At 47.2% G+C, this 20460-nt stretch carries 19 protein-coding genes and 1 riboswitch; of the genes, 15 read left to right on the forward strand and 4 right to left on the reverse strand.

The genetic code is table 11. The features are described 5' to 3' along the window. Nucleotides 1-15: 15 nt before the first annotated feature. From ACZMB2_RS02320 to ACZMB2_RS02330, 3 genes are read left to right on the forward strand one after another with little or no spacing between them, the layout of a single operon-like run. Nucleotides 16-1326, forward strand: a complete 1311-nt coding sequence (locus tag ACZMB2_RS02320) for a vWA domain-containing protein (protein WP_487595328.1) — start codon at nucleotides 16-18, stop codon at nucleotides 1324-1326. Beyond that, nucleotides 1323-2678, forward strand: coding sequence for an AAA family ATPase (locus ACZMB2_RS02325; RefSeq protein WP_118769736.1), 1356 nt, complete (start codon nucleotides 1323-1325; stop codon nucleotides 2676-2678). The genes ACZMB2_RS02320 and ACZMB2_RS02325 overlap by 4 nt, the downstream gene beginning before the upstream one ends. A 1-nt stretch (nucleotide 2679) precedes the next feature. Further along, entirely contained in the window at nucleotides 2680-3012 is a 333-nt protein-coding gene (locus ACZMB2_RS02330) for a DUF1622 domain-containing protein (RefSeq protein ID WP_487595329.1), read from the forward strand. A gap of 78 nt (nucleotides 3013-3090) precedes the next feature. Here ACZMB2_RS02330 and ACZMB2_RS02335 read toward each other — a convergent pair whose 3' ends face one another. Next, on the reverse strand, nucleotides 3091-3645 hold the full coding sequence (locus tag ACZMB2_RS02335) for a folate family ECF transporter S component (protein ID WP_487595330.1): 555 nt from the start codon (nucleotides 3643-3645) through the stop codon (nucleotides 3091-3093). A gap of 118 nt (nucleotides 3646-3763) precedes the next feature. Next, nucleotides 3764-3861, reverse strand: a riboswitch (THF riboswitch). 196 nt (nucleotides 3862-4057) lie between these two features. Between ACZMB2_RS02335 and fucO the strand changes: the two genes are divergently transcribed. From fucO to ACZMB2_RS02350, 3 genes are all read left to right on the forward strand, one after another. Further along, nucleotides 4058-5206: a lactaldehyde reductase gene (fucO, locus tag ACZMB2_RS02340; RefSeq protein WP_118769739.1), complete on the forward strand. Its 1149-nt coding sequence runs from the start codon at nucleotides 4058-4060 to the stop codon at nucleotides 5204-5206. A gap of 171 nt (nucleotides 5207-5377) precedes the next feature. Then, entirely contained in the window at nucleotides 5378-6259 is an 882-nt protein-coding gene (locus ACZMB2_RS02345; protein WP_487595331.1) for a ComEC/Rec2 family competence protein, read from the forward strand. A 1-nt stretch (nucleotide 6260) separates the two neighbouring features. Beyond that, nucleotides 6261-6968, forward strand: coding sequence for a hypothetical protein (locus ACZMB2_RS02350; protein WP_487595332.1), 708 nt, complete (start codon nucleotides 6261-6263; stop codon nucleotides 6966-6968). A 40-nt stretch (nucleotides 6969-7008) separates the two neighbouring features. On the opposite strand, the gene coaBC is transcribed toward ACZMB2_RS02350, so the two are convergent. Continuing rightward, a complete protein-coding gene (gene coaBC, locus ACZMB2_RS02355; protein WP_487595333.1) occupies nucleotides 7009-8193 on the reverse strand; it encodes a bifunctional phosphopantothenoylcysteine decarboxylase/phosphopantothenate--cysteine ligase CoaBC in 1185 nt (394 codons plus the stop codon). Nucleotides 8194-8315: 122 nt separating this feature from the next. On the opposite strand from coaBC, the gene ACZMB2_RS02360 reads away from it, so the two are divergent. Beyond that, nucleotides 8316-9080, forward strand: coding sequence for a type III pantothenate kinase (locus ACZMB2_RS02360; protein WP_308460163.1), 765 nt, complete (start codon nucleotides 8316-8318; stop codon nucleotides 9078-9080). 44 nt (nucleotides 9081-9124) lie between these two features. Here ACZMB2_RS02360 and ACZMB2_RS02365 read toward each other — a convergent pair whose 3' ends face one another. After that, nucleotides 9125-9790 carry a site-2 protease family protein gene (locus ACZMB2_RS02365; protein WP_487595334.1) on the reverse strand — a complete coding sequence of 222 codons (666 nt, stop codon included), beginning with the start codon at nucleotides 9788-9790 and terminating at the stop codon, nucleotides 9125-9127. Between the two features lie 192 nt (nucleotides 9791-9982). On the opposite strand from ACZMB2_RS02365, the gene gltX reads away from it, so the two are divergent. From gltX to ACZMB2_RS02385, 4 genes are all read left to right on the forward strand, one after another. Beyond that, nucleotides 9983-11434, forward strand: coding sequence for a glutamate--tRNA ligase (gene gltX, locus ACZMB2_RS02370; RefSeq protein ID WP_487595335.1), 1452 nt, complete (start codon nucleotides 9983-9985; stop codon nucleotides 11432-11434). Nucleotides 11435-11446: 12 nt separating this feature from the next. Further along, on the forward strand, nucleotides 11447-13306 hold the full coding sequence (locus tag ACZMB2_RS02375; protein ID WP_487595336.1) for an ATP-dependent helicase: 1860 nt from the start codon (nucleotides 11447-11449) through the stop codon (nucleotides 13304-13306). Further along, entirely contained in the window at nucleotides 13290-13940 is a 651-nt protein-coding gene (locus tag ACZMB2_RS02380; RefSeq protein ID WP_487595337.1) for a YigZ family protein, read from the forward strand. Before ACZMB2_RS02375 ends, ACZMB2_RS02380 begins: the two co-directional genes overlap by 17 nt. A gap of 158 nt (nucleotides 13941-14098) precedes the next feature. Beyond that, nucleotides 14099-15850 (forward strand): Na/Pi cotransporter family protein, encoded by a 1752-nt coding sequence (locus tag ACZMB2_RS02385; RefSeq protein ID WP_487595338.1) that lies wholly within the window; start codon nucleotides 14099-14101, stop codon nucleotides 15848-15850. Nucleotides 15851-15914: 64 nt separating this feature from the next. Here the strand turns inward: ACZMB2_RS02385 and ACZMB2_RS02390 are convergent, their stop codons facing one another. After that, complete coding sequence (locus ACZMB2_RS02390) at nucleotides 15915-16265, reverse strand: DUF1292 domain-containing protein (RefSeq protein WP_487595339.1); 351 nt, start codon at nucleotides 16263-16265, stop codon at nucleotides 15915-15917. Between the two features lie 146 nt (nucleotides 16266-16411). On the opposite strand from ACZMB2_RS02390, the gene ACZMB2_RS02395 reads away from it, so the two are divergent. The 4 genes from ACZMB2_RS02395 to ACZMB2_RS02410 all read left to right on the forward strand — a co-directional run bounded on the left by ACZMB2_RS02395 (nucleotide 16412) and on the right by ACZMB2_RS02410 (nucleotide 20387). After that, nucleotides 16412-17584 (forward strand): aminotransferase class I/II-fold pyridoxal phosphate-dependent enzyme, encoded by a 1173-nt coding sequence (locus ACZMB2_RS02395; protein WP_487595340.1) that lies wholly within the window; start codon nucleotides 16412-16414, stop codon nucleotides 17582-17584. Further along, nucleotides 17581-18153: a YdcF family protein gene (locus ACZMB2_RS02400; RefSeq protein ID WP_487595341.1), complete on the forward strand. Its 573-nt coding sequence runs from the start codon at nucleotides 17581-17583 to the stop codon at nucleotides 18151-18153. The genes ACZMB2_RS02395 and ACZMB2_RS02400 overlap by 4 nt, the downstream gene beginning before the upstream one ends. A gap of 132 nt (nucleotides 18154-18285) precedes the next feature. Next, complete coding sequence (locus ACZMB2_RS02405; protein WP_487595342.1) at nucleotides 18286-19251, forward strand: D-2-hydroxyacid dehydrogenase; 966 nt, start codon at nucleotides 18286-18288, stop codon at nucleotides 19249-19251. Beyond that, complete coding sequence (locus ACZMB2_RS02410) at nucleotides 19251-20387, forward strand: glycerate kinase family protein (RefSeq protein WP_487595343.1); 1137 nt, start codon at nucleotides 19251-19253, stop codon at nucleotides 20385-20387. The genes ACZMB2_RS02405 and ACZMB2_RS02410 overlap by 1 nt, the downstream gene beginning before the upstream one ends. The last annotated feature ends 73 nt before the right edge of the window (nucleotides 20388-20460 follow it).

Raw genomic sequence — 20460 nt, forward strand, 5'->3', positions numbered from 1 at the left:
AGAAAGGCGTAAGCCATGGCATACGAAATCGAGGCCGGGTTTGAAAATATCTGCAGGAAAATTCTGGAGAGCTCCAGAAATGCCCTGTATATCAATATGCGATATCTGGATGTGGCATTATCAAGCCTTGCCTGGGAGATTACCACAGACATTCCGCGCATTGGCACGGACGGATTAAAAATTGCATACGAACCCCATTATCTGGCAGATCTCTATCGGGAAAATCCCATGCTGGTGAACCGGGTGTATCTTCATATGGTGTTTCACTGCATTTTTCGGCATCTGTTCCGGCCTTGTCCGGAAGACCGGGAGCTGTGGAATCTGTCCTGTGATATGGCAGTGGAAGCGCTCATCGACGGGATGCATCACCGAAGCATCCGCATGGGCGTCCATCCGTTCCGGCGTGCAGTCTATGACGAACTGCGGAAAACTCTGAAAGTGCTGACGGCAGAAGGCATTTACCGGGAACTGAAGAAAGCGGATTACCGTCCGGAGCAGAGGGCAAGGATGGTACAGGAATTCTGTATCGATGACCATACATACTGGCCGGCTCCGCCGGAGGAGGAAGGTCCGAAGCCGCCGTCACCTCTGATGGCAAAGCTTAAGAAGCACTGGAAGGATGTCAGCGACCGGATGCAGACGGAGCTTTCTATCGGAAGAGAAGCGGGAACAGAGGACGGAGACCTGTCTGATGAACTGGCGGTGGAGAACCGGGAGCGTTATGATTACCGGACGTTTCTGAAGAAATTTGCAGTCTTAAAAGAAGAAATGCAGATCGATCCGGATTCTTTTGATTATGTATTTTACAGCTACGGTCTCCGGATGTATGGCAATATGCCGCTTATTGAACCACAGGAATGGAAAGAAACTCATAAAATTGAAGAATTCGTCATTGTGATTGACACATCCATGTCCTGCAGCGGCGATCTGGTGAGAAAATTTCTGGAGGAGACGTATCACATCCTGGCTGAGACGGAGAGCTTCTTTCGGAAAGTACATATCCGGATTCTGCAATGTGATGATGCAGTACGTGCAGATCAGCTGATTACAACAGGAGAAGAACTGAAACAGTACATGGATCATCTGCAGCTCTATGGAGATGGAGGAACGGATTTCCGCCCCGCATTCACCTATGTGCAGCAGCTCATCGACCAGGGTGAATTTAAAAATCTGAAAGGATTATTGTATTTCACCGATGGAAAAGGAACCTTCCCGCGGAAGAGGCCGCCCTATGATGCGGCGTTCATTTTATTCAGGGAAGATTATAAGGAGGTAAGTGTTCCGCCTTGGGCAATCCGCCTGATGCTGGACGAAGAAGACTTATGAATATCAAGCGAGCAAAAGAAGAAATCAAACATACCATTGATGCATACCACCTGCGGGGAGCGGACGGAAAGTACCGGATTCCGGTGATCCGCCAGCGCCCGGTGCTGCTCATGGGACCGCCAGGTATCGGTAAGACCCAGATTATGGAGCAGGTGGCCGAAGAGTGCGGACTGCCTCTTCTTTCCTACACCATCACCCATCATACCCGCCAGAGTGCCATTGGCCTTCCTTTTATCAGGGAAAAAGAATATCAGGGAAAGATGCATTCTGTGACGGAATATACCATGAGTGAGATCATTTCCGCGGTCTATGAGAAGATGGAGGAGACAGGGCAGCAGGAAGGAATCCTCTTTATCGATGAGATCAACTGCGTGTCTGAGACACTGGCACCCACCATGCTTCAGTTCCTGCAGTGTAAGACCTTCGGTAACCAGCAGGTGCCGGAAGGATGGATCATTGTGGCAGCAGGCAACCCGCCGGAATATAACAAATCCGTCCGGGAGTTCGATATTGTTACCTTGGACCGTGTGAAGAAGATTGAGATAGAGGCAGACTATCAGGTGTGGAAAGAATTTGCCTATGAGCAGAAGATTCATGGCGCCATCATTTCGTATCTGGATATTAAACCGGACAATTTTTATCAGATCGAGACGACTGTGGACGGGAAACGTTTTGTGACGGCCAGAGGCTGGCAGGATCTTTCAGAAATTTTGCAGGTTTACGAGGCACTGGATATTCCGGTGGACCAGGAAGTGGTGGGACAGTATCTCCAGCATGGCAGAATTGCCAAGGACTTTGCGGCGTATCTCGACCTCTATGCAAAATACAAGACCGATTACCAGATTGACGGTATCTTAAAAGGCGTGTGGAAACCGTCCGCCATTGAGAAACTTAAATTTGCCGCTTTCGATGAGCGGCTCAGTGTGGTGGGGCTTCTCATCAGCCGTCTGGGCGAGATCTTTTCCCAGGTACAGGCTGTGGATGAGCAGGTCACAGAGGTATATGAGCAGCTGAAAGCGAAGAAAGCGTTGGAAGGGGAACTGGATGAAGCAATCCGGGCAGATTTTGAAGCTCAGGTGAGCAGAAGAGAGCAGATGGTGGAGGAAGCTGCGGAAAATCTGGAATGCGCCTTTGATTTCTGCGAGACTGCATTCGGAGAGGGACAGGAGCTGGTAGTCTTTGTCACGGAGCTTACGATCAATCCCTACAGTTCCTGGTTTATCAGTGAAAATGGCTGCGACCGCTATTACAAATACAATAAAGGACTCTTATTCCGGGAAGGCCGGCAGGGAATCCTCGATGATATGGATGCTCTCCGTGACCGGATGGAAAGAAGAGAAGGAGGACAGTAGGATGGCGGATATTCTGAAGGTACTGGAATTTTGCATGGATCATCTGGTGGAAATTGCCATTCTGATCTTTGAATTTATCGGCGTGGGAATTATTATTTTCTCTGGCCTCCGTGGATTCTGGCTGTATCTGAAACGGTCGCTGGAGACAAAGCTGACTCTGGCCAAAGGTCTGGCTATGGGTCTGGAGTTTAAGCTTGGAAGCGAGATCTTAAGAACGGTGATTGTCCGGGACTGGAAAGAGATCGGCACCGTAGCAGGAATTATCGCTTTACGTGCAGCATTGACCTTCCTCATTCACTGGGAAATCAAAGAAGAAGAAAAAGAAATGCATTAAGCATAAAGATCAAAAGAGCCGTCATCCGCTGGCAGTAGATGCCAGATGGATGGCGGCTTTTTGGGAGTTCAAATGTAATTATCTGCGGGCAGGTAATGCCACGCGTACCACTTTCTGGAATGCTTCCAGAAATACATAGATGATGACGATATTTACAAAGAAGTTCATGGTACATTTAATGATTCTGGTGGTCAGAAGTACCTGAAGCGGGGTGCCGTACATCAGGTACAGCCAGGTGGATGTCAGCGTAATGCTGATAACGAATTCCACCAGTGCACAGGCAACAGCGCGGAGCTTGGTGATTTTGGAACGATACAGAATCAGTCCGCAAAGTGCGCCAACCAGAGCATAGCTTAAGGAAAATCCCGGAAAATAGGAAAATCCTCTGACAAAGCAGTTCAGCATGTCGCCAAGGAATCCAACCGTGAAGCCCATCACCGGGCCGCCCATCATACCGGCAGCAATAAATGCCAGGAATCCGATACGGATCTCAACGATAGAAGAGATCGGAATGTTGAAGAATGACAGTACCACGTACAGTGCAATGAAGAAACCACAGATACATAAGTTCTGTACTTTGCACAGTTCCTGCAGCTGGTATTTGAGATCCAGCGCTTCTTTTGAAATCTGCATAAAAAATACACCTCCATAGATGAAATGCAGGGGTGAAGGAACCAGTCCTTCGCTGAATGATAAGTGACTCATAAATAATATCTTTCAGGCACCACATCTGAGATGTATCCTCATATGTAGCAACGGGTGCGAATCAGACACCGTAAGCCTTTGGGCTTTTCGTCCCGTGACAACTCCCCATCCACGGGCACTTAACGCGTAAGATTCTACTTCGCTATTATTTACTTGATTTCCATTATAGCAGTTTCTGGAATTGCGTCAAGTGTTTAACAAAATATTTTGCACCAGATATATTCCAAATTAATATGTCAAAAATATAACAAACCCATTGACTATCCTGAAAATAGGTGTATAGTAAAGATTGTGAAAGAAAAAACAATTTCAACTATCAGCAGAATGGAGGATTGAAAAGATGGCAAACAGAATCGTTTTAAATGAAACATCTTATCATGGGAAAGGAGCCATTCAGGAGATCGCAGGAGAAGTAACCCGCAGAGGCTTCCGAAAGGCATTTGTATGTTCGGGTCCGACCCTTTATAAGCATGGGGTAACCAAGAAAGTGACCGATGTACTGGAGCAGGCAGGATGTCCTTACGAGGTTTATACCAATATTAAAGAGAACCCGACCATTGAGAATGTGCAGGATGGTGTGAAAGCATACAAAGCATCCGGAGCAGACTTTATCGTAGCACTGGGAGGTGGTTCTCCCATGGATACGGCAAAGGCAATCGGAATTATCATCAATAACCCGGAGTTCGAGGATGTGAGAAGTCTGGAAGGTGTAGCACCGACCAAGAATCCGTCGGTTCCGATTATTGCAGTTCCGACCACAGCAGGTACTGCATCAGAGATTACCATTAACTATGTCATTACCGACACCGAAAAGAGAAGAAAATTCGTATGTGTTGATACCCATGATATTCCGATTGTGGCAGTGGTTGACCCGGATATGATGTCTTCTATGCCGAAGGGACTGACGGCAGCAACCGGCATGGACGCGCTGACCCACGCTATTGAAGGATACATTACCAAGGCAGCATGGGAGATGACGGATATGTTCCATCTGAAAGCCATTGAGCTGATTTCTTCTTCCTTAAGAGGTGCAGTTGAGAATACACCGGAAGGCCGGGAAGGAATGGCGCTTGGCCAGTACGTTGCAGGAATGGGATTTTCCAACGTAGGACTTGGAATTGTACATTCCATGGCACACGCACTGGGGGCTGTCTATGACACTCCGCATGGCGTGGCAAATGCAATTCTGCTTCCGACGGTTATGGAATTTAACGCAGATGCGACCGGAGAGAAATATAGAGACATTGCAAAGGCAATGGGCGTTCAGGGAACAGAGACTATGAGTCAGGAAGAATACCGGAAAGCAGCCGTTGATGCGGTCCGCAAACTGGCTTCCGATGTTGGCATTCCGAAAGACCTGAAAGGAATTGCAAAAGAAGAGGATGTACGGTTCTTAAGTGAAAGTGCAGTGGCAGATGCCTGCGCACCGGGTAACCCGAAAGAGGCAACTCTGGAAGATATTGAGATGCTGTACCGCAAACTTCTGTAAAGACGTTATCCGCCATTACATACTTCCTATATACGATATGGAAATGCCGCTATGCCGTTTACCAAGACGGTAAAGCGGCATTTTCATGTTTCTGGAAACTTAAGAAAATCTTCATTTGATTTATTCCGTAAATCTGATACAATAGGCGGCACAGGAGGAGCATAATTGTAAATGGAAAAGAAAAGAATAATAGCAGTGGGTATCCTTCTGGCGGCACTGGCAGCGGTATGGCTGGGGGTACGGCAGCTGTCCGGAACGGAGCAGATCACACATCCGGCGCTTACGATTACGGCGCTGCCGGTAGGAAAGGCAGATGCACTGATTCTTAAGACGGATGACTGGGCGGCCATGATTGACACCGGAGAGGAAAGGGATGGTTCCTATATCCGTGAGACACTGGAGGCGGCAGGCATTGATCACCTGAATCTTCTGCTGGTCACTCATTTTGATAAGGATCATGTGGGCAGTGCGGCAGAGCTTCTGGGGACGCTTGGAGCGGATCAGGTACTGATGCCGGATTATGAAGGAACAAGACCCGAGTATGCGGCATTTCTGTCGGCATTGGAGGCACATCCGGAGACGGAGGTACAGCGGATAACTGGAACGGAAACACTGGAAATTCCTGCAGGATCGGTGAACACATCTCTTGCGATTTATGCGGCGGATGATCCGGAAGAAATTCAGGATACAGACGGTGAATATGACAATGACATGTCTCTGGTTGCAAAAGTTACCTGTGGCGAACGGAAATTTTTATTTACCGGTGATATTGAAAAGACCAGAATCCGTCAGATGCTGGACTCTGGTGTGGACTGGACGGCGGACTGGATCAAGATGCCGCATCACGGCCGTTATCAGAAAAAGACAGAAAAACTGCTGGAAGCGGTAAAACCGACTTATGCAGTGATCTGTGATGCAGAGGAACAACCGGTGGAAGATAAGACGATGGAAGCACTTCAAAAGAGAAAAATTTACAGCTGGGAGACAGAAAATGGCCTGGTGGAAACTATAACCGATGGAAAGAAAATAGAAATCAGACAGGAGAATGAATAATATGAAGAAAAAACAACTGGCAGTATGGATGATGGCTGTAGCATTGAGCGCAGCAATGATGACAGGATGCGGACAGAAAGATACCGCAGAACAGACCGAAAATACCGAGCAGGCAGAAAATACAGAAGATCAGGCAGCGGGTTCTGAAGAAGCTGCTATACCGGATGAGGATATGGAAATGGACCCGGAATTTGGTGTAGATTCTGAAGAAACGTCTGCAGCTGTATTTGGAGTCATCACCGATGTAGGTGAAAATGAAATTATAGTAGATAATCAGTCCGGTGTTTCTTCAGAAGGTGAGATCATCCTGATGATTGACCCGGATCATACGTATCTTCTGGATGCATCAACCGGACTTCCGGTGGATGTGAAGGATGTACAGGCAGGAGACAGCTTTGAAGCTTATCTTGGGGATGCTATGACCATGTCCCTTCCGCCGCAGAATACACCGGATATCGTATTTGTAAATGTTCCGGAAGACATTGCCATGCCGGCCTACGCTGTGGCAGCTGAAGACCCGACAGAAACGAACGGCATCTGGACACTGAAGGCAACTGACGGAACGGTTTATGAAGTGACAGAAGATGCCCAGGTAGTGCCGTATCTTACCAAAAATATTGTGAAGATGCAGGATGTACAGAAAGGAACCGCATGCGCCATCTGGTATGACGATCAGAATCAGGTACAGAAAGTGATGATCCTAGAGTAATGTGAAATCCCCGGCAGCGTATAAACTGCCGGGGATTATTTTACTTAAAAATTCTATTCAAAATCTGATGCGCCACTTCTTCTTTACTCATAAGCGGCAGTTCTTCCGCGCCTTCTCTGGTGATCAGGGTGACTACATTGGTATCGGTGCCAAAGCCTGCACCGGTGGTTTTCAGGTTATTCGCCACAATCATATCCACATTCTTTTTCGTAAGCTTGGCAGTGGAATTTTCCAGCATATGCTCCGTTTCCATGGAGAAGCCGCACAGAAACTGACCGTCGTGTTTGTGCTCGCCCAGATATTTTAAAATATCGGTGGTTCGTTTCAGCGGAATACTCATGTCTCCGTCTTTTTTCTTTACCTTTTCGGAGCTGACGTCGGCAGGGGTGTAGTCAGCTACAGCGGCCGCTTTGATGATGGCATCCTGTTCGGCTGCGTGAGCAGACACTGCCTCGAACATATCCTGCGCAGATGTGATGGGGATTACGTTCACAAAGGGCGGTGGAGCAATGGAGACGGGACCGGATACCAGGGTGACATCTGCACCGCGAAGTGAAGCGGCATGGGCGATGGCATATCCCATCTTTCCGGTGGAATGGTTGGTAAGATAGCGGACCGGATCCAATGCCTCCTGGGTAGGTCCGGCAGTGACCAGCACTTTCTTACCGAGCAGATCTTTTTCGCATGCCAGATGCTGCTCAATATAGGAGAGAAGTACTTCCGGTTCCGGCATTTTACCTGCACCGGTGTCACCGCATGCCAGATATCCGCTGGCAGGCTTGATCACTTCCCAACCGTACTTTTTGAGGATGGACAGGTTATCCTGAACGACCGGATTTTCAAACATGGCAGTGTTCATGGCCGGAGACAGAAGCTTCGGGCATTTGCAGGCCAGGATGGTGGTGGTGAGCATATCGTCGGCAATGCCGTGAGCAAGCTTTCCAATGATATTGGCGGAAGCCGGGGCAACCAGTACCAGATCCGCTTTCTTTGCTACGGAAATATGTTCCACCTCGAAAGTGAAATTCCGGTCAAAGGTATCGATGAGACATTTATTTCCAGTGAGGGTCTCAAAGGTCACCGGTGTGATAAATTGTGCTGCATTTCTGGTCATAATGACCTGCACATCGCAGTGCTGCTTTTTCAGGGCACTGGCTAAAGATGCAATTTTATAAGCGGCGATACTCCCGGTCACACCGAGAACTACGCATTTATTCTTTAACATAGAAAACCTCCATGGTTTGTAATCATCATAAATATGGCATAAAGCCATGGAAAAGTAAAGGAAAAGATGGTAAAATAAGAAATAATTTGGCATTTGATTATAACGAAATGAGGGATAAAAATATGATATTAGCAGTAGATATTGGAAATACAAACATTGTGGTGGGCTGCATTCACGGCGAGGAGATCTGTTTTGTGGAGCGCCTGTCTACGGTATCCACCCGAACGGAACTGGAATATGCCATTAGTTTTAAGAACGTGCTGGAAATGTACGGTGTCAGCATTGAAGAGCTGGATGGCGGTATCATTTCTTCGGTAGTTCCTCCGGTGACGAACATTGTGAAGCATTCCATGGAGAAGATTCTGAATCAGAAAGTGATGCTCATTGGGCCGGGTGTAAAGACCGGACTGAATGTGCTGATGGATGATCCGCGCCAGGTGGGAAGTGATCGTATCGTCAATGCGGTGGCAGTGGTACATGAGTATCCGGTTCCGGCGGCAATCATCGATATGGGAACAGCGACCACCATCTGCGTGGTGGATGGTAAAAAGAATTACATTGGCGGAGCCATCATTCCGGGTATGCGGATTGCGGCAGATACTTTAACTGCCAGAACTGCCCAGCTTCCAAAGATCAGTCTGGAGGCACCGGCGAAGCTCATTGGTAAAAATACGGTAGATTGTATGAAGAGTGGTGTGTTCTATGGAAATGTAGCTCTGATTGATGGAATGCTGGATAAGATCGAAGAAGAGATGGGACAGAAGCTTACCATTATCGCGACTGGCGGGCTGGCAAAGGCACTGATTCCTTATTGTAAGCATGACATCATTCTGGATGACGCTCTGCTGTTGAAAGGTCTGAAGATCATCTACGAGAAGAATAAATAAAAAACGGGCAGCCGGTTACAAAATACCAGGCTGCCTGTTCTGCCTTAAATCATAGGTTGAGGGAGCCGCAGAAGAATCATGCGGATGATGCTCCACATACCGTTTAAAACCGCATCATTTAAGAAACCAAGGGGGCGGCTCAAGGCACCGGATGCCAGGAGAAGAATCAGAGCGAGTCCCCAGTAACGGGCATAGCGTCCATAAAGTTCTGCAGCCTTTGGAGACAGCTCTCCCAACACGTGGGAACCGTCCAGGGGCGGTACCGGAATCAGGTTAAAAATGCCAAGACCAATGTTCAGAACGGCGGAATAGTAAGCAAGGCTCATGGCTGTCTGTACAATGGAGGAGCTGGAGGAACCGTAGAGCATAAACAGTCCTTCGATAAACAGGGACACAAAAGCCAGCAGCAGATTGACAGCAGGACCAGCCAGGGAGACCAGGATAATGCCTTTCTTCCGATCCTTATAATAGTAGGGATTGATGGGCACTGGATTGGCCCATCCCATATGGAAGAACAGAAGACACAAGGTACCTATGGGATCCAGATGTTTGAGCGGATTTAGAGTCAGGCGGCCTGACATCCGTGGCGTTGGATCACCCAGGCGGTCGGAGACGAAGCCGTGGGCACATTCGTGACAGATAATGGCCAACAGCATGACAGGTGCCACATAGAGGATCACCTGCAGCTGGGCAATATAATAACGCAGCATAAAATTTCCTTCTTTCACAAAATTTCCGCCAGAAATGTACAGCGGGTTATCGTATTATTCTACCTTATTTCTGATGAAAAGAAAAGTTCCACTTTCCCGGCTCTTGTAAATCCTGAATCAATCGTTTATAATATAGATCAATATGGGCATCTGCCCTAATGATAGTTAAGAAACAAGGAGATAAGAAGAAAGATGGCTGATAAGATTCGTACAAGATTCGCGCCGAGCCCGACCGGGCGTATGCACGTAGGAAATTTAAGAACGGCGCTGTATGCATATTTGATCGCAAAACATGAGGGAGGAGATTTCCTTCTCCGTATTGAGGATACTGACCAGGAGCGTCTGGTAGAGGGAGCGGTCGATATTATTTACCGCACCATGCAGGCAACCGGTCTTGTCCATGACGAGGGTCCTGACAAAGATGGCGGTGTTGGCCCCTATGTACAGAGTGAGCGTGTAAAATCCGGAATTTATATGGAGTATGCAAAGAAACTGATCGATAAAGGGGAAGCTTATTACTGCTTCTGTGATAAGGAGCGCCTGGAGAGCCTGAAACAGGAAATGGCAGGCAAGGAGATCATGATCTATGACAAACACTGTCTGCATCTGTCCAAAGAAGAGGTAGAGGAGAAGTTAAAAGCAGGGGTTCCCTACGTTATCCGCCAGAATAACCCGCAGACCGGAACGACTACTTTCCATGACGAGATTTACGGAGATATCACCGTGGATAACTCCGAGCTGGATGATATGATTCTGATCAAGTCCGATGGATATCCGACCTACAATTTTGCAAACGTAGTAGATGATCATCTTATGGGTATCACTCACGTAGTCAGAGGAAATGAGTATCTGTCCTCCTCACCAAAATACAATCGTCTTTATGATGCATTTGGCTGGGAAGTACCGGTATACGTACACTGCCCGCTGATTACCGATGAGAACCACAAGAAGCTGAGCAAGCGCTGCGGACATTCTTCCTATGAAGATCTGATTGAGCAGGGATTCCTGACCGAGGCAGTGGTAAACTTTGTTGCACTGCTTGGATGGTCTCCGGAGGATAATCAGGAGATTATGTCCCTTCAGGAACTGATTGAGAAATTTGATTATCATCACATCAGCAAATCCCCGGCAGTCTTTGACTACGGCAAACTGAAATGGATGAACGGCGAGTACATTAAGAAGATGGACTTTGAGCCGTTCTATGAGAGAGCACTTCCGTATATGAAAGAAGTCATTACGAAGGATTATGACTTTAAGAAGATTGCCCAGATGGTGAAGACCCGTATCGAGATCTTCCCGGATATCAAGGAGCTGATTGATTTCTTTGAGGAAGTACCGGAATATGATGTGGCAATGTATACCCACAAGAAGATGAAGACCACTGCTGAGTCCTCTCTTCAGGTATTAAAAGAAGTGCTTCCACTTCTGAAAGCACAGGAAGACTACAGCAACGATGCTCTGTATGAGATGCTGTGTGCATTCGTGAAGGAGAAAGGCTACAAAAACGGTTATGTCATGTGGCCGATCCGTACCGCTGCTTCCGGAAAACAGATGACCCCTTGCGGTGCAACTGAGATTCTGGAGATCCTTGGCAAAGAAGAGAGCATTGCACGTATTGAGAAAGCAATTGAGAAATTAAGCTAAAAGCGAGTCTGTATGAGTTCTTTTACAAAATCACAGAGCGAAGCGATCCGTCATCAGGACGGACCGCTGCTCGTTCTGGCAGGTCCCGGTTCGGGAAAAACTACCGTTGTAACAAAAAGAGTCCAGTACCTGGTGCAGGACTGTCATATTTCCCCCTCCTCCATTCTGGTGATTACCTTCACCAAGGCAGCTGCCATGGAAATGAAGGAGCGCTTTTTGCGCCTGATGGAACAGTCTGAGGAAAAGCCGCAGGGTTATGGAAATGTGTTGTTTGGCACTTTTCATGCAGTATTTTTCAATATTTTAAAGCTGTCTTATGGATTTACAGCGGCTAATATTTTAAGGGAAGAGACCAGATATCAGTATATGAAGGAAATCGTGGACCGGCTGAAGCTGGAGATCGATGATGAAAATGAATTTATCTCCGGCGTGCTGGGCGAAATCAGCCTGATCAAGAATGAACGGATTGCGCTGGAGCACTATTTTTCCAAAAACTGTGCGGAAGATATTTTTCGGAAAATCTTTGCATCCTATGAGCAGCGGAAGCGGAATGCGAGACTGATTGATTTTGATGATATGCTCAGCTATACCTGGGAGCTTTTAACGAAACGGCCGGACATTCTGGAAGCGTGGCAGAAGAAATTCCGGTACATTTTGGTAGATGAGTTTCAGGACATCAACCGCCTGCAGTATGATATTTTGCGGCTTCTGGCACAGCCGGAAAATAATCTCTTTATCGTGGGAGATGATGACCAGTCCATCTATCGCTTCCGGGGTGCGAAACCGGAGATTATGCTGAACTTCCAGAAGGACTTTCCGACAGCGGGTCGTGTATTGTTAAATGATAATTTCCGTTCTACCAGACAGATTGTCAATGCAGCAGGCCGGGTCATTCGGAAAAATCAGTCCCGGTTTGCAAAAGAGATTACGGCCAGAGGAGGAGAGGGACCGGGTGTGCGAATCCTCGCCTTTGAAGATCAGCAGCAGGAATGTCTGTATCTGTTGAAAGAAATGCAGGAGTATAAGAAAAATGGCGGTGCCTGGCAGCAGATGGCGGTGCTTTACCGTACCAACACCCAGCCAAGGCTTCTCATACAGAAATTCATGGAATTCAATGTGCCATTCCGGGTAAGAGATCAGGTGCCAAATCTTTTTGAACACTGGATTGCGAAAAATCTGTTCTGTTATATCCGGCTGGCCTGTGGCTCGAAGCTTCGAAAGGATTTACTGCCGGTACTCAACCGGCCCAAACGGTACATGAACCGGGAGTGTTTGAATGATGAGATCATCTGTTGGGAGTATATGATGGACTATTATAAGGACAAACCCTATGTCTGTGATAAGATTGAACGGCTTCAGTATGATCTGAAGATGTTGGGCAGGATGGGACCTTTTGCGGCCATCAATTACATCCGGCATGTGATGGGATATGAGGAGTATCTGAAAGAGTATGCAGAATTTCGCCGGATGAATGCGGAAGATCTTATGGAGGTGTTAAATGAACTTCAGGAGAGCGCCCGTGCTTATAAGACTTACGATGAATGGTTTGCATACATGGAACGCTATAAAAAAGAAATGGATGAGATGCGGAAGCGGCAGCAGGAAGTAAAAGAAGGTGTCCACCTGGCCACTATGCACAGCAGCAAAGGGCTGGAGTATGATAAGGTTTTTATTCTGGATGCGGCGGAAGGCATCACGCCTTATAAAAAGGCAGTACTGGATGCGGATCTGGAGGAAGAACGGCGGATGTTTTACGTAGCCATGACCAGGGCAAAGAAGGAGCTGACCATCTGCTGGGCGAAGAAGCAGTTCAGTCATGAGCTGACCGTATCAAGGTTTGTGGAGGAGATGAAAGATGACAGAGCAGTATAAGACCGTATATGAAGGCGGAGAAGGAGAGCTGGTGGAGAAAAAGTCCCGTTTTATCGCCACGGTTCGTCCGGTAAAGACAGAGGAAGAAGCCAATCAGTTCGTAGAGGAAATGCGGAAGAAATACTGGGATGCCAGACACAACTGCTGGGCATTCATCCTGGGTGAACGGCAGGAATTCAAGAGATGCAGTGATGACGGGGAACCGTCCCAGACGGCAGGAAAACCTATGATGGATGTGCTGACTGGGGCGGGTCTTACAGATGTGGCAGTGGTAGTAACCCGTTATTTTGGCGGAACTCTTCTTGGCACAGGCGGACTGGTGAGAGCCTATTCCGGAGCAGTGCAGGAAGGTCTGAAAAACAGTACCGTTATTACGAAATATCTGGGTGTGAAGTTGTCTGTGACTACGGATTATAATGGAGTGGGAAAACTCCAATATTTGTTTGGACAAAAAGAGATCCCGATCCTGTCTGCGGATTACACGGACAAGGTGGTGTTTACGGTTCTGGTGGAGTCTTCGCGGATACAGGAGGTCAAAAAAGCCATCACGGAAGCCACCAGCGCCACTGCGCAGATGGAGGAGTCAGATCCTGTCTATTTTGCGGAAATTAACGGGAAATTTACAGTTATGTAAAATCTATGTAAAATCAAAATAAGGCCTGCGTAAAATCTCGCTGAAAGCTGTGTAAAGCGTTGACACAGGGGGAAAAACACTGATATAGTCAAGCCAGAAGGATTGTGATAGTACAATCCTTCTTTTACGTTACGTGTAAATCTATGGAGGATAGAGGTATGAGTGTATTTAATGTGCTGACCCTTTTCGGGGGTCTGGCAATGTTCCTGTTTGGAATGGAACTGATGGGCCAGGGACTGGAATCTGCATCCGGTGGAAAGCTGGAGAAAATTCTGGAAAATCTGACGTCCAATCTGATCAAGGCAGTGCTTCTTGGTATTGTGGTCACTGGCGTGATTCAGAGTTCTTCCGCTACCACAGTTATGGTAGTTGGTTTTGTAAACAGTGGAATCATGACACTTTCCCGGGCAGTCGGTGTCATTATGGGTGCCAATATCGGTACGACAGTGACTTCCTGGATCCTGTCACTGGCAGGAATCGAGAGTGACAGTTTCTTTATGCAGCTGTTAAAACCATCCACCTTCTCCCCGATACTGGGTGTGACCGGCATGGCCATGATCATGTTTTCCAAACGGGAGAAGAAAAAGGATATCGGAAATATCCTGATTGGCTTTACTATTTTGATGTATGGTATGGAAACTATGTCCGGTGCAGTAAAACCGTTGGCAGACGTACCGGAGTTTACCAACATTCTTTTGATTTTCTCCAACCCAGTGCTGGGAGTTCTTGCAGGTGCCGTGCTGACTGCGGTGATCCAGAGCTCCAGTGCTTCTGTTGGTATCCTGCAGGCACTGTGTATGACTGGAGCAGTTCCTTATAGCACAGCACTTCCGATTATCATGGGACAGAATATCGGTACCTGTGTGACTGCCATGTTGTCTGCCATCGGAGCAAAGAAAAATGCAAAACGTGCGGCAACGATCCATCTGATGTTCAATATGATTGGTACGGTGTTGTTTCTGACCGTCTTCTATACATTGAATCTGTTTGTGCATTTTGCGTTCCTTGGTGAAAATGCAGCACCGGTGGGAATAGCCATGATCCATACCATCTTCAATGTGACGGTAACACTGGTCCTGCTTCCGTTTAACCAGATGCTGGTAAAACTGGCATACGTTGTGATTCCGGTTACTGACGACGAGAAAAGCAAAAATTCCGGAAAACTCACCATTCTGGACGAACGTTTTCTGGAAGTACCGGGGTATGCACTGGAGATCAGTGAGACAGCAGCTCTGACCATGTTTCAGGAGGTGAGAAGATCTCTGGGAATGTCTGAGACGCTGATAAAAAATTATCAGCCGGAGACGGTTATTGAGATGAAGGACAGCGAGGAACTGGTGGATGGCTATGAGAACCAGATTTCCAACTATCTTCTGGCTCTGTCCCACAAGGGAATCAATGAGGCAGAGAGTCAGAAGCTTTCCGTTCTTCTTTATACGGTCAGTGATATTGAGACCATCAGTGACCAGGTCTGCAATATTGGGATTGCTTACCGGGGACTGGATGCCAAAGAAAATGCATTTTCGGAGATGGCGCTGGATGAGCTTTCCATGCTTCAGGAGCTGGAAACCGAGCTGGTTGACAAGACGATTGAGATGTTCCATGAAAAAGGAGAGACGATGCTGGATGTCTATGCATGCCGTCACCTGCTGCTGGATCTGTCCGGCAAGGTGAAAGAGCGTCATATGTCCAGATTGATCAAGAACAAATGTTCTATGGAAGTGGGGATGGTACTGACGGATATTCTGAACAGCTATGAACGAATCAGTCTAAGATGTTTAAGAATTGCTAACTACCTGTCCCAGAAGGATAAAAAGTCTCTGACAATTCACGATCTGGAAACCATGCTTCCGGAGTCGGAATATCATGCAGAGTATGAAAATTATAAAAAGAAATATCAGCTGGCATAGAAGCTGTAATAAAAAAGATCATCCACCATATTTGCGGTGGATGATCTTTTTTACTGTGGGGAAATTAGTTTAACTGATCTTCGGTTACCAGTTCATCGTACTCCATGGAATCCAACAGCTCGTCGAACGCATCGGATGCGATCTCGTACTCTTCGTCGGTCTCGATGTTGTCAAGCTTTGGATTGCCTGCTGCATCCTTGGTGTAACGGTACAGATAAACTTCTCCGTCCTCATTCTGACCGTTCTCATCCAACGGAAGAAGGGCGATATATTCTTTCTCACCGGCATCAAAGATTCCAACGATGGCACATTCTACAGTGCTGTCATCATCCAAAGTCAGAGTTACAGTTACGCCGTCACCGCCGCAGGAAGAGCAGTCGCCGTTGCATTTTGTTTCATCACAGGTATTAGACATTTGTAAACCCTCATTTCTTTCATAATTATCATGTATAGATATACTCTATCAATGTATCAGAACTATGAAAAATTTGCAAGTGGTGTACTTGACTTTGCGGAGGATTCCTTTAAAATAAAAAGATGACTTCAAGGAGGAGTGACAAGATGAAACTGGTATTTTCAAACAGAGCCCAGAGTATTGAAGAGGGCATTTTTTCTGTACTGAATACAAAAAAAGAAGAGCTGCTGAAAGCAGGACGCAAAGTCTATAATTTTTCAGTAGGAACGCCGGACTTTCAGCCGCCGGCACATATTATGAAAGCGATGCAGGAAGCCTGCAAAGATCCGGAAAATTATAAATACGCGCTGGCAGACCGGTCGGAGATGTTAGAAGCGGTAAAAGATTTCTATCATCATCGATTTGGCGTAGAGATCGAGAAGAATCAGATCATGAGTATGTACGGATCCCAGGAAGGAATGGCACATATCGGCCTAGTAATGTGCGATCCGGGTGATGTGATGCTGGTGCCAAATCCAGGATACCCGGTATTTGGAATTGGCCCGGAGCTTATGGGAGCAAAGATTGAGACTTATCCTTTATATAAGGAAAATAATTTCATCCCTAATTTTGACGATATCCCGGAAGAGACGGCCAGAAAAGCAAAATTCATGATCATTTCCTATCCGGCTAATCCGGTATGCTCTGTGGCAGATGATGAATTTTATGAGAAGGCGATTGCCTTTGCCAAGAAATATAATGTCATGATCCTTCACGACAATGCTTACTCCGATATCGTATTTGGCGGAAAAGAGGGAAAATCATTCCTGTCTTATCCTGGTGCCATGGAGGTGGGAATTGAATTCTATTCCCTTTCCAAATCCTATAACATGACCGGTATGCGGATTTCCTTTGCCATTGGAAATAAAGAAATCATCGAGGCGTTCCGCAAGGTTCGTTCTCAGATTGATTACGGTATTTTCCTTCCGATCCAGAAAGCGGCAGTGGCAGCTTTAAAAGGACCCCAGGACAGCGTGAAAGAGCAGTGCAGACTTTATGAAGAGAGAAATTATGCATTATGCCGTGGCCTTACAAAGATTGGCTGGAAGGTGCCGGATGGACAGGGGACCATGTTTGTATGGGCTCCTATTCCGGAAAACTATACCAGTAGTGAAAAATTCGTGTTAGACCTGATGGAACAGACAGGTGTGATAGTGACGCCAGGAACTGCCTTTGGAGATCTTGGAGAGGGTTACGTGCGGATGGCGCTGGTTCATCCGGTGGAAGTGATTGAAGAAGCGATTCAGTCTATTCAAAAGAGCGGAATTCTAGAGGCATGAGTTTTGTAGATACTTATACCGAATTTGTTTTTACAGAAGATGCTCCGGAGAAAGCGGACATCATTTTTATTCCGGGTTCTTCGGAAGGCGTGCTTGCCATCCGTGCAGCACAGCTTTGGAAAGAACAGTATGCACCCATGATTCTGCCATCTGGGCGATTCGGAAAAAATACAGGTCATTTTGACGGACCGGGCAATTATGAGACGGAGTGGGAGTATCTGCATGCGATTCTGCGGAAGGAAGGCGTTTCGGAGGAAGCTATCTGGAAGGAAGATCAGGCAACCTTTACCTATGAGAATGCCATTTATTCCCGGAAAGTGACCGATGCAGCCGGACTTTCTGTGAAAACGGCGCTGGTCTGTTGTCAGGCATACCATGCCAGACGGGCAAAACTATACTATGAGGTATGCTTCCCGGAGGCGCGGATTCTCATGATTCCTACGGTCACCAAAGGCGTCAGCCGGGAAAATTGGTACAAAAGGGAAGCATCTATTGACCTGGTATTAAAAGAAGTGGAACACTGCGGAAGCCAGTTCCATGACATATTTCTGGAACATTTACAGAGATAATATGTTACCGGTAACAAGTTTCTCTCTGAAAAAGTAGACAGAGTACCATTACTATAAGGAGAAAAATTTACTATAATAAGATCATCAAAAAACCACCGAGAATCTTATTATTTTAAAAGGAGAGAAACAATCATGAAAATTGTAGTACTTGACGGTTATACCGAGAATCCTGGAGATATCAGCTGGGCACCGCTGGAAGCACTTGGTGAGGTTACTGTATATGACAGAACTTCCTACGTAGAGTCTCCGCTTATCGCAGAACGTATCGGCGATGCAGAGGTTGTTGTTATCAACAAAACCCCGATCAGCAAAGAGACTATTGATAAATGCCCGAACATCAAAACCATCGCAGTTCTGGCAACCGGTTACAACGTAGTAGATTATGAGTATGCAAAATCCAAAGGAATTCCGGTTCAGAATGTACCGGTATATGGAACTGATAACGTAAGTCAGTTTGCTGTATCTCTTCTGATGGAGGTTTGCTCTCACATCGGACATCACAACGATTCCGTACACAACGGCGAGTGGGCAAGCAATGTTGACTGGTGCTACTGGCATTATCCGATGATCGAGGTATCCGGAAAAACCGCAGGTATCATTGGCCTTGGCCGGATCGGTGTAAATACCGCTAAAATTCTGAAAGCAATGAACGTAAATGTCATCGCTTACGATGCATTTCAGAGCGAGGCTGGAAAAGCTGTTGCAGAGTATGTAGAGCTGGATGAGCTGCTTGCAAAATCTGATTTCATTTTCCTGCACTGCCCGCTGTTCCCGTCTACCGAGGGAATCATTAATAAAGACAACATCGCTAAGATGAAAGATGGCGTTGTTATCATCAACAACAGCCGTGGTCCGCTGGTAGTTGAGCAGGATCTGTATGAGGCACTGGAGAGCGGAAAAGTATCCGCCGCAGCAGTTGACGTTGTATCTACAGAACCGATCAAAGCAGACAATGTACTGCTGAAAGCGAAGAACTGCATCATTACCCCGCATATTTCCTGGGCTACTCAGGATGCGAGAAAACGTATCATGAACACCACCGCAGAAAATATCAAATCTGTACTGGACGGAGCTCCGGTAAACGTGGTTAACAAATAATGAAAGTAGTAATTGCAATTGATTCCCTAAAGGGAAGCTTGAGCTCTATGGAAGCAGGACGTGCCATTGAGCAGGGCATCCTGAATGTGCTGCCGGATACGGAAGTAACGGTGAAACCGCTTGCGGACGGTGGAGAAGGCACAACGGAGGCACTGGTAGAAGGCATGGGTGGAGATCTGGTGAAGGTTCAGGTTCATGGACCGCTGGAGACTCCGGTCACTGCGGCTTATGGAATGATTCAGAAAACAGGGACAGCCATCATGGAGATGGCTGCCGCTGCAGGAATTATTCTGGTGGGCAAAGACAAACGGCCGCTGGAAGCTACCACCTATGGTGTCGGTGAGATGATCAAAGATGCCATTGAACGCGGATGCCGTAAATTCATTATCGGTATTGGCGGAAGTGCTACCAATGATGGCGGTATCGGTATGCTGACTGCTCTTGGATATGAATTTCTGGATGAGGACGGAGAGCCTGCCGGCATCGGCGCGGATGCACTGGGTAAAGTAGTAGAGATCCGTACGGCAAATGTGCTGCCGGAACTGAAAGAATGTCATTTCCGGGTTGCCTGCGATGTCACCAATCCGCTTTGTGGAGAAAACGGCGCCACCTACATCTATGGTCCCCAGAAAGGTGTAACAGAAGAGATGCGGGAAGGCCTTGATGAAGCAATGGGTTCCTATGCAGAAGTGACTAAAAAAAGCATGGGTACGGACTGTGCCCTCATGGAAGGTGCAGGAGCAGCCGGAGGTCTTGGATTTGCCTTTTTGAGCTTCCTCGGAGCAGAACTGCTGCCGGGTATTGAACTGGTACTGGATGCAGTCGGCATGGAAAAAGCCATGGAAGGCGCTGATCTGGTATTTACCGGAGAGGGCAGACTGGATCATCAGACGGCTATGGGAAAAGCCCCGGTGGGAATTGCACGGCTCGCCAAAAAATGCGGTGCGAAAGTCATCGCGCTGGCCGGTGCGGTAGTGGAAGGAGCAGAAGCCTGCAATGAAAACGGCATTGATGCTTATTTCCCGATTCTGCGTAAGGTGGTGACGCTGGATGAGGCCATGGAGCCTGAAACGGCAAAGCAGAATATGATCCGTACAACCGAACAGATTATCCGTCTGGTGGCGGCCGTAAAATAAAACGATAGATTACAGTTCACACAGCAGCCGGACACTTGCTGTCAGGCTGCGTAAGAACTTGATTCAGGAGTGA

The organism is Hominiventricola sp., assembly GCF_057604405.1.

What these genes read in the sequence shown, in the direction of transcription:
- ACZMB2_RS02320 (WP_487595328.1), top strand. Translation starts at nt 16, where the DNA reads ATGGCATACGAAATCGAGGCCGGGTTTGAAAATATCTGCAGGAAAATT.
- ACZMB2_RS02325 (WP_118769736.1), top strand. Translation starts at nt 1,323, where the DNA reads ATGAATATCAAGCGAGCAAAAGAAGAAATCAAACATACCATTGATGCA.
- ACZMB2_RS02330 (WP_487595329.1), top strand. Translation starts at nt 2,680, where the DNA reads ATGGCGGATATTCTGAAGGTACTGGAATTTTGCATGGATCATCTGGTG.
- ACZMB2_RS02335 (WP_487595330.1), bottom strand. Translation starts at nt 3,645, where the DNA reads ATGCAGATTTCAAAAGAAGCGCTGGATCTCAAATACCAGCTGCAGGAA.
- fucO (WP_118769739.1), top strand. Translation starts at nt 4,058, where the DNA reads ATGGCAAACAGAATCGTTTTAAATGAAACATCTTATCATGGGAAAGGA.
- ACZMB2_RS02345 (WP_487595331.1), top strand. Translation starts at nt 5,378, where the DNA reads ATGGAAAAGAAAAGAATAATAGCAGTGGGTATCCTTCTGGCGGCACTG.
- ACZMB2_RS02350 (WP_487595332.1), top strand. Translation starts at nt 6,261, where the DNA reads ATGAAGAAAAAACAACTGGCAGTATGGATGATGGCTGTAGCATTGAGC.
- coaBC (WP_487595333.1), bottom strand. Translation starts at nt 8,193, where the DNA reads ATGTTAAAGAATAAATGCGTAGTTCTCGGTGTGACCGGGAGTATCGCC.
- ACZMB2_RS02360 (WP_308460163.1), top strand. Translation starts at nt 8,316, where the DNA reads ATGATATTAGCAGTAGATATTGGAAATACAAACATTGTGGTGGGCTGC.
- ACZMB2_RS02365 (WP_487595334.1), bottom strand. Translation starts at nt 9,790, where the DNA reads ATGCTGCGTTATTATATTGCCCAGCTGCAGGTGATCCTCTATGTGGCA.
- gltX (WP_487595335.1), top strand. Translation starts at nt 9,983, where the DNA reads ATGGCTGATAAGATTCGTACAAGATTCGCGCCGAGCCCGACCGGGCGT.
- ACZMB2_RS02375 (WP_487595336.1), top strand. Translation starts at nt 11,447, where the DNA reads ATGAGTTCTTTTACAAAATCACAGAGCGAAGCGATCCGTCATCAGGAC.
- ACZMB2_RS02380 (WP_487595337.1), top strand. Translation starts at nt 13,290, where the DNA reads ATGACAGAGCAGTATAAGACCGTATATGAAGGCGGAGAAGGAGAGCTG.
- ACZMB2_RS02385 (WP_487595338.1), top strand. Translation starts at nt 14,099, where the DNA reads ATGAGTGTATTTAATGTGCTGACCCTTTTCGGGGGTCTGGCAATGTTC.
- ACZMB2_RS02390 (WP_487595339.1), bottom strand. Translation starts at nt 16,265, where the DNA reads ATGTCTAATACCTGTGATGAAACAAAATGCAACGGCGACTGCTCTTCC.
- ACZMB2_RS02395 (WP_487595340.1), top strand. Translation starts at nt 16,412, where the DNA reads ATGAAACTGGTATTTTCAAACAGAGCCCAGAGTATTGAAGAGGGCATT.
- ACZMB2_RS02400 (WP_487595341.1), top strand. Translation starts at nt 17,581, where the DNA reads ATGAGTTTTGTAGATACTTATACCGAATTTGTTTTTACAGAAGATGCT.
- ACZMB2_RS02405 (WP_487595342.1), top strand. Translation starts at nt 18,286, where the DNA reads ATGAAAATTGTAGTACTTGACGGTTATACCGAGAATCCTGGAGATATC.
- ACZMB2_RS02410 (WP_487595343.1), top strand. Translation starts at nt 19,251, where the DNA reads ATGAAAGTAGTAATTGCAATTGATTCCCTAAAGGGAAGCTTGAGCTCT.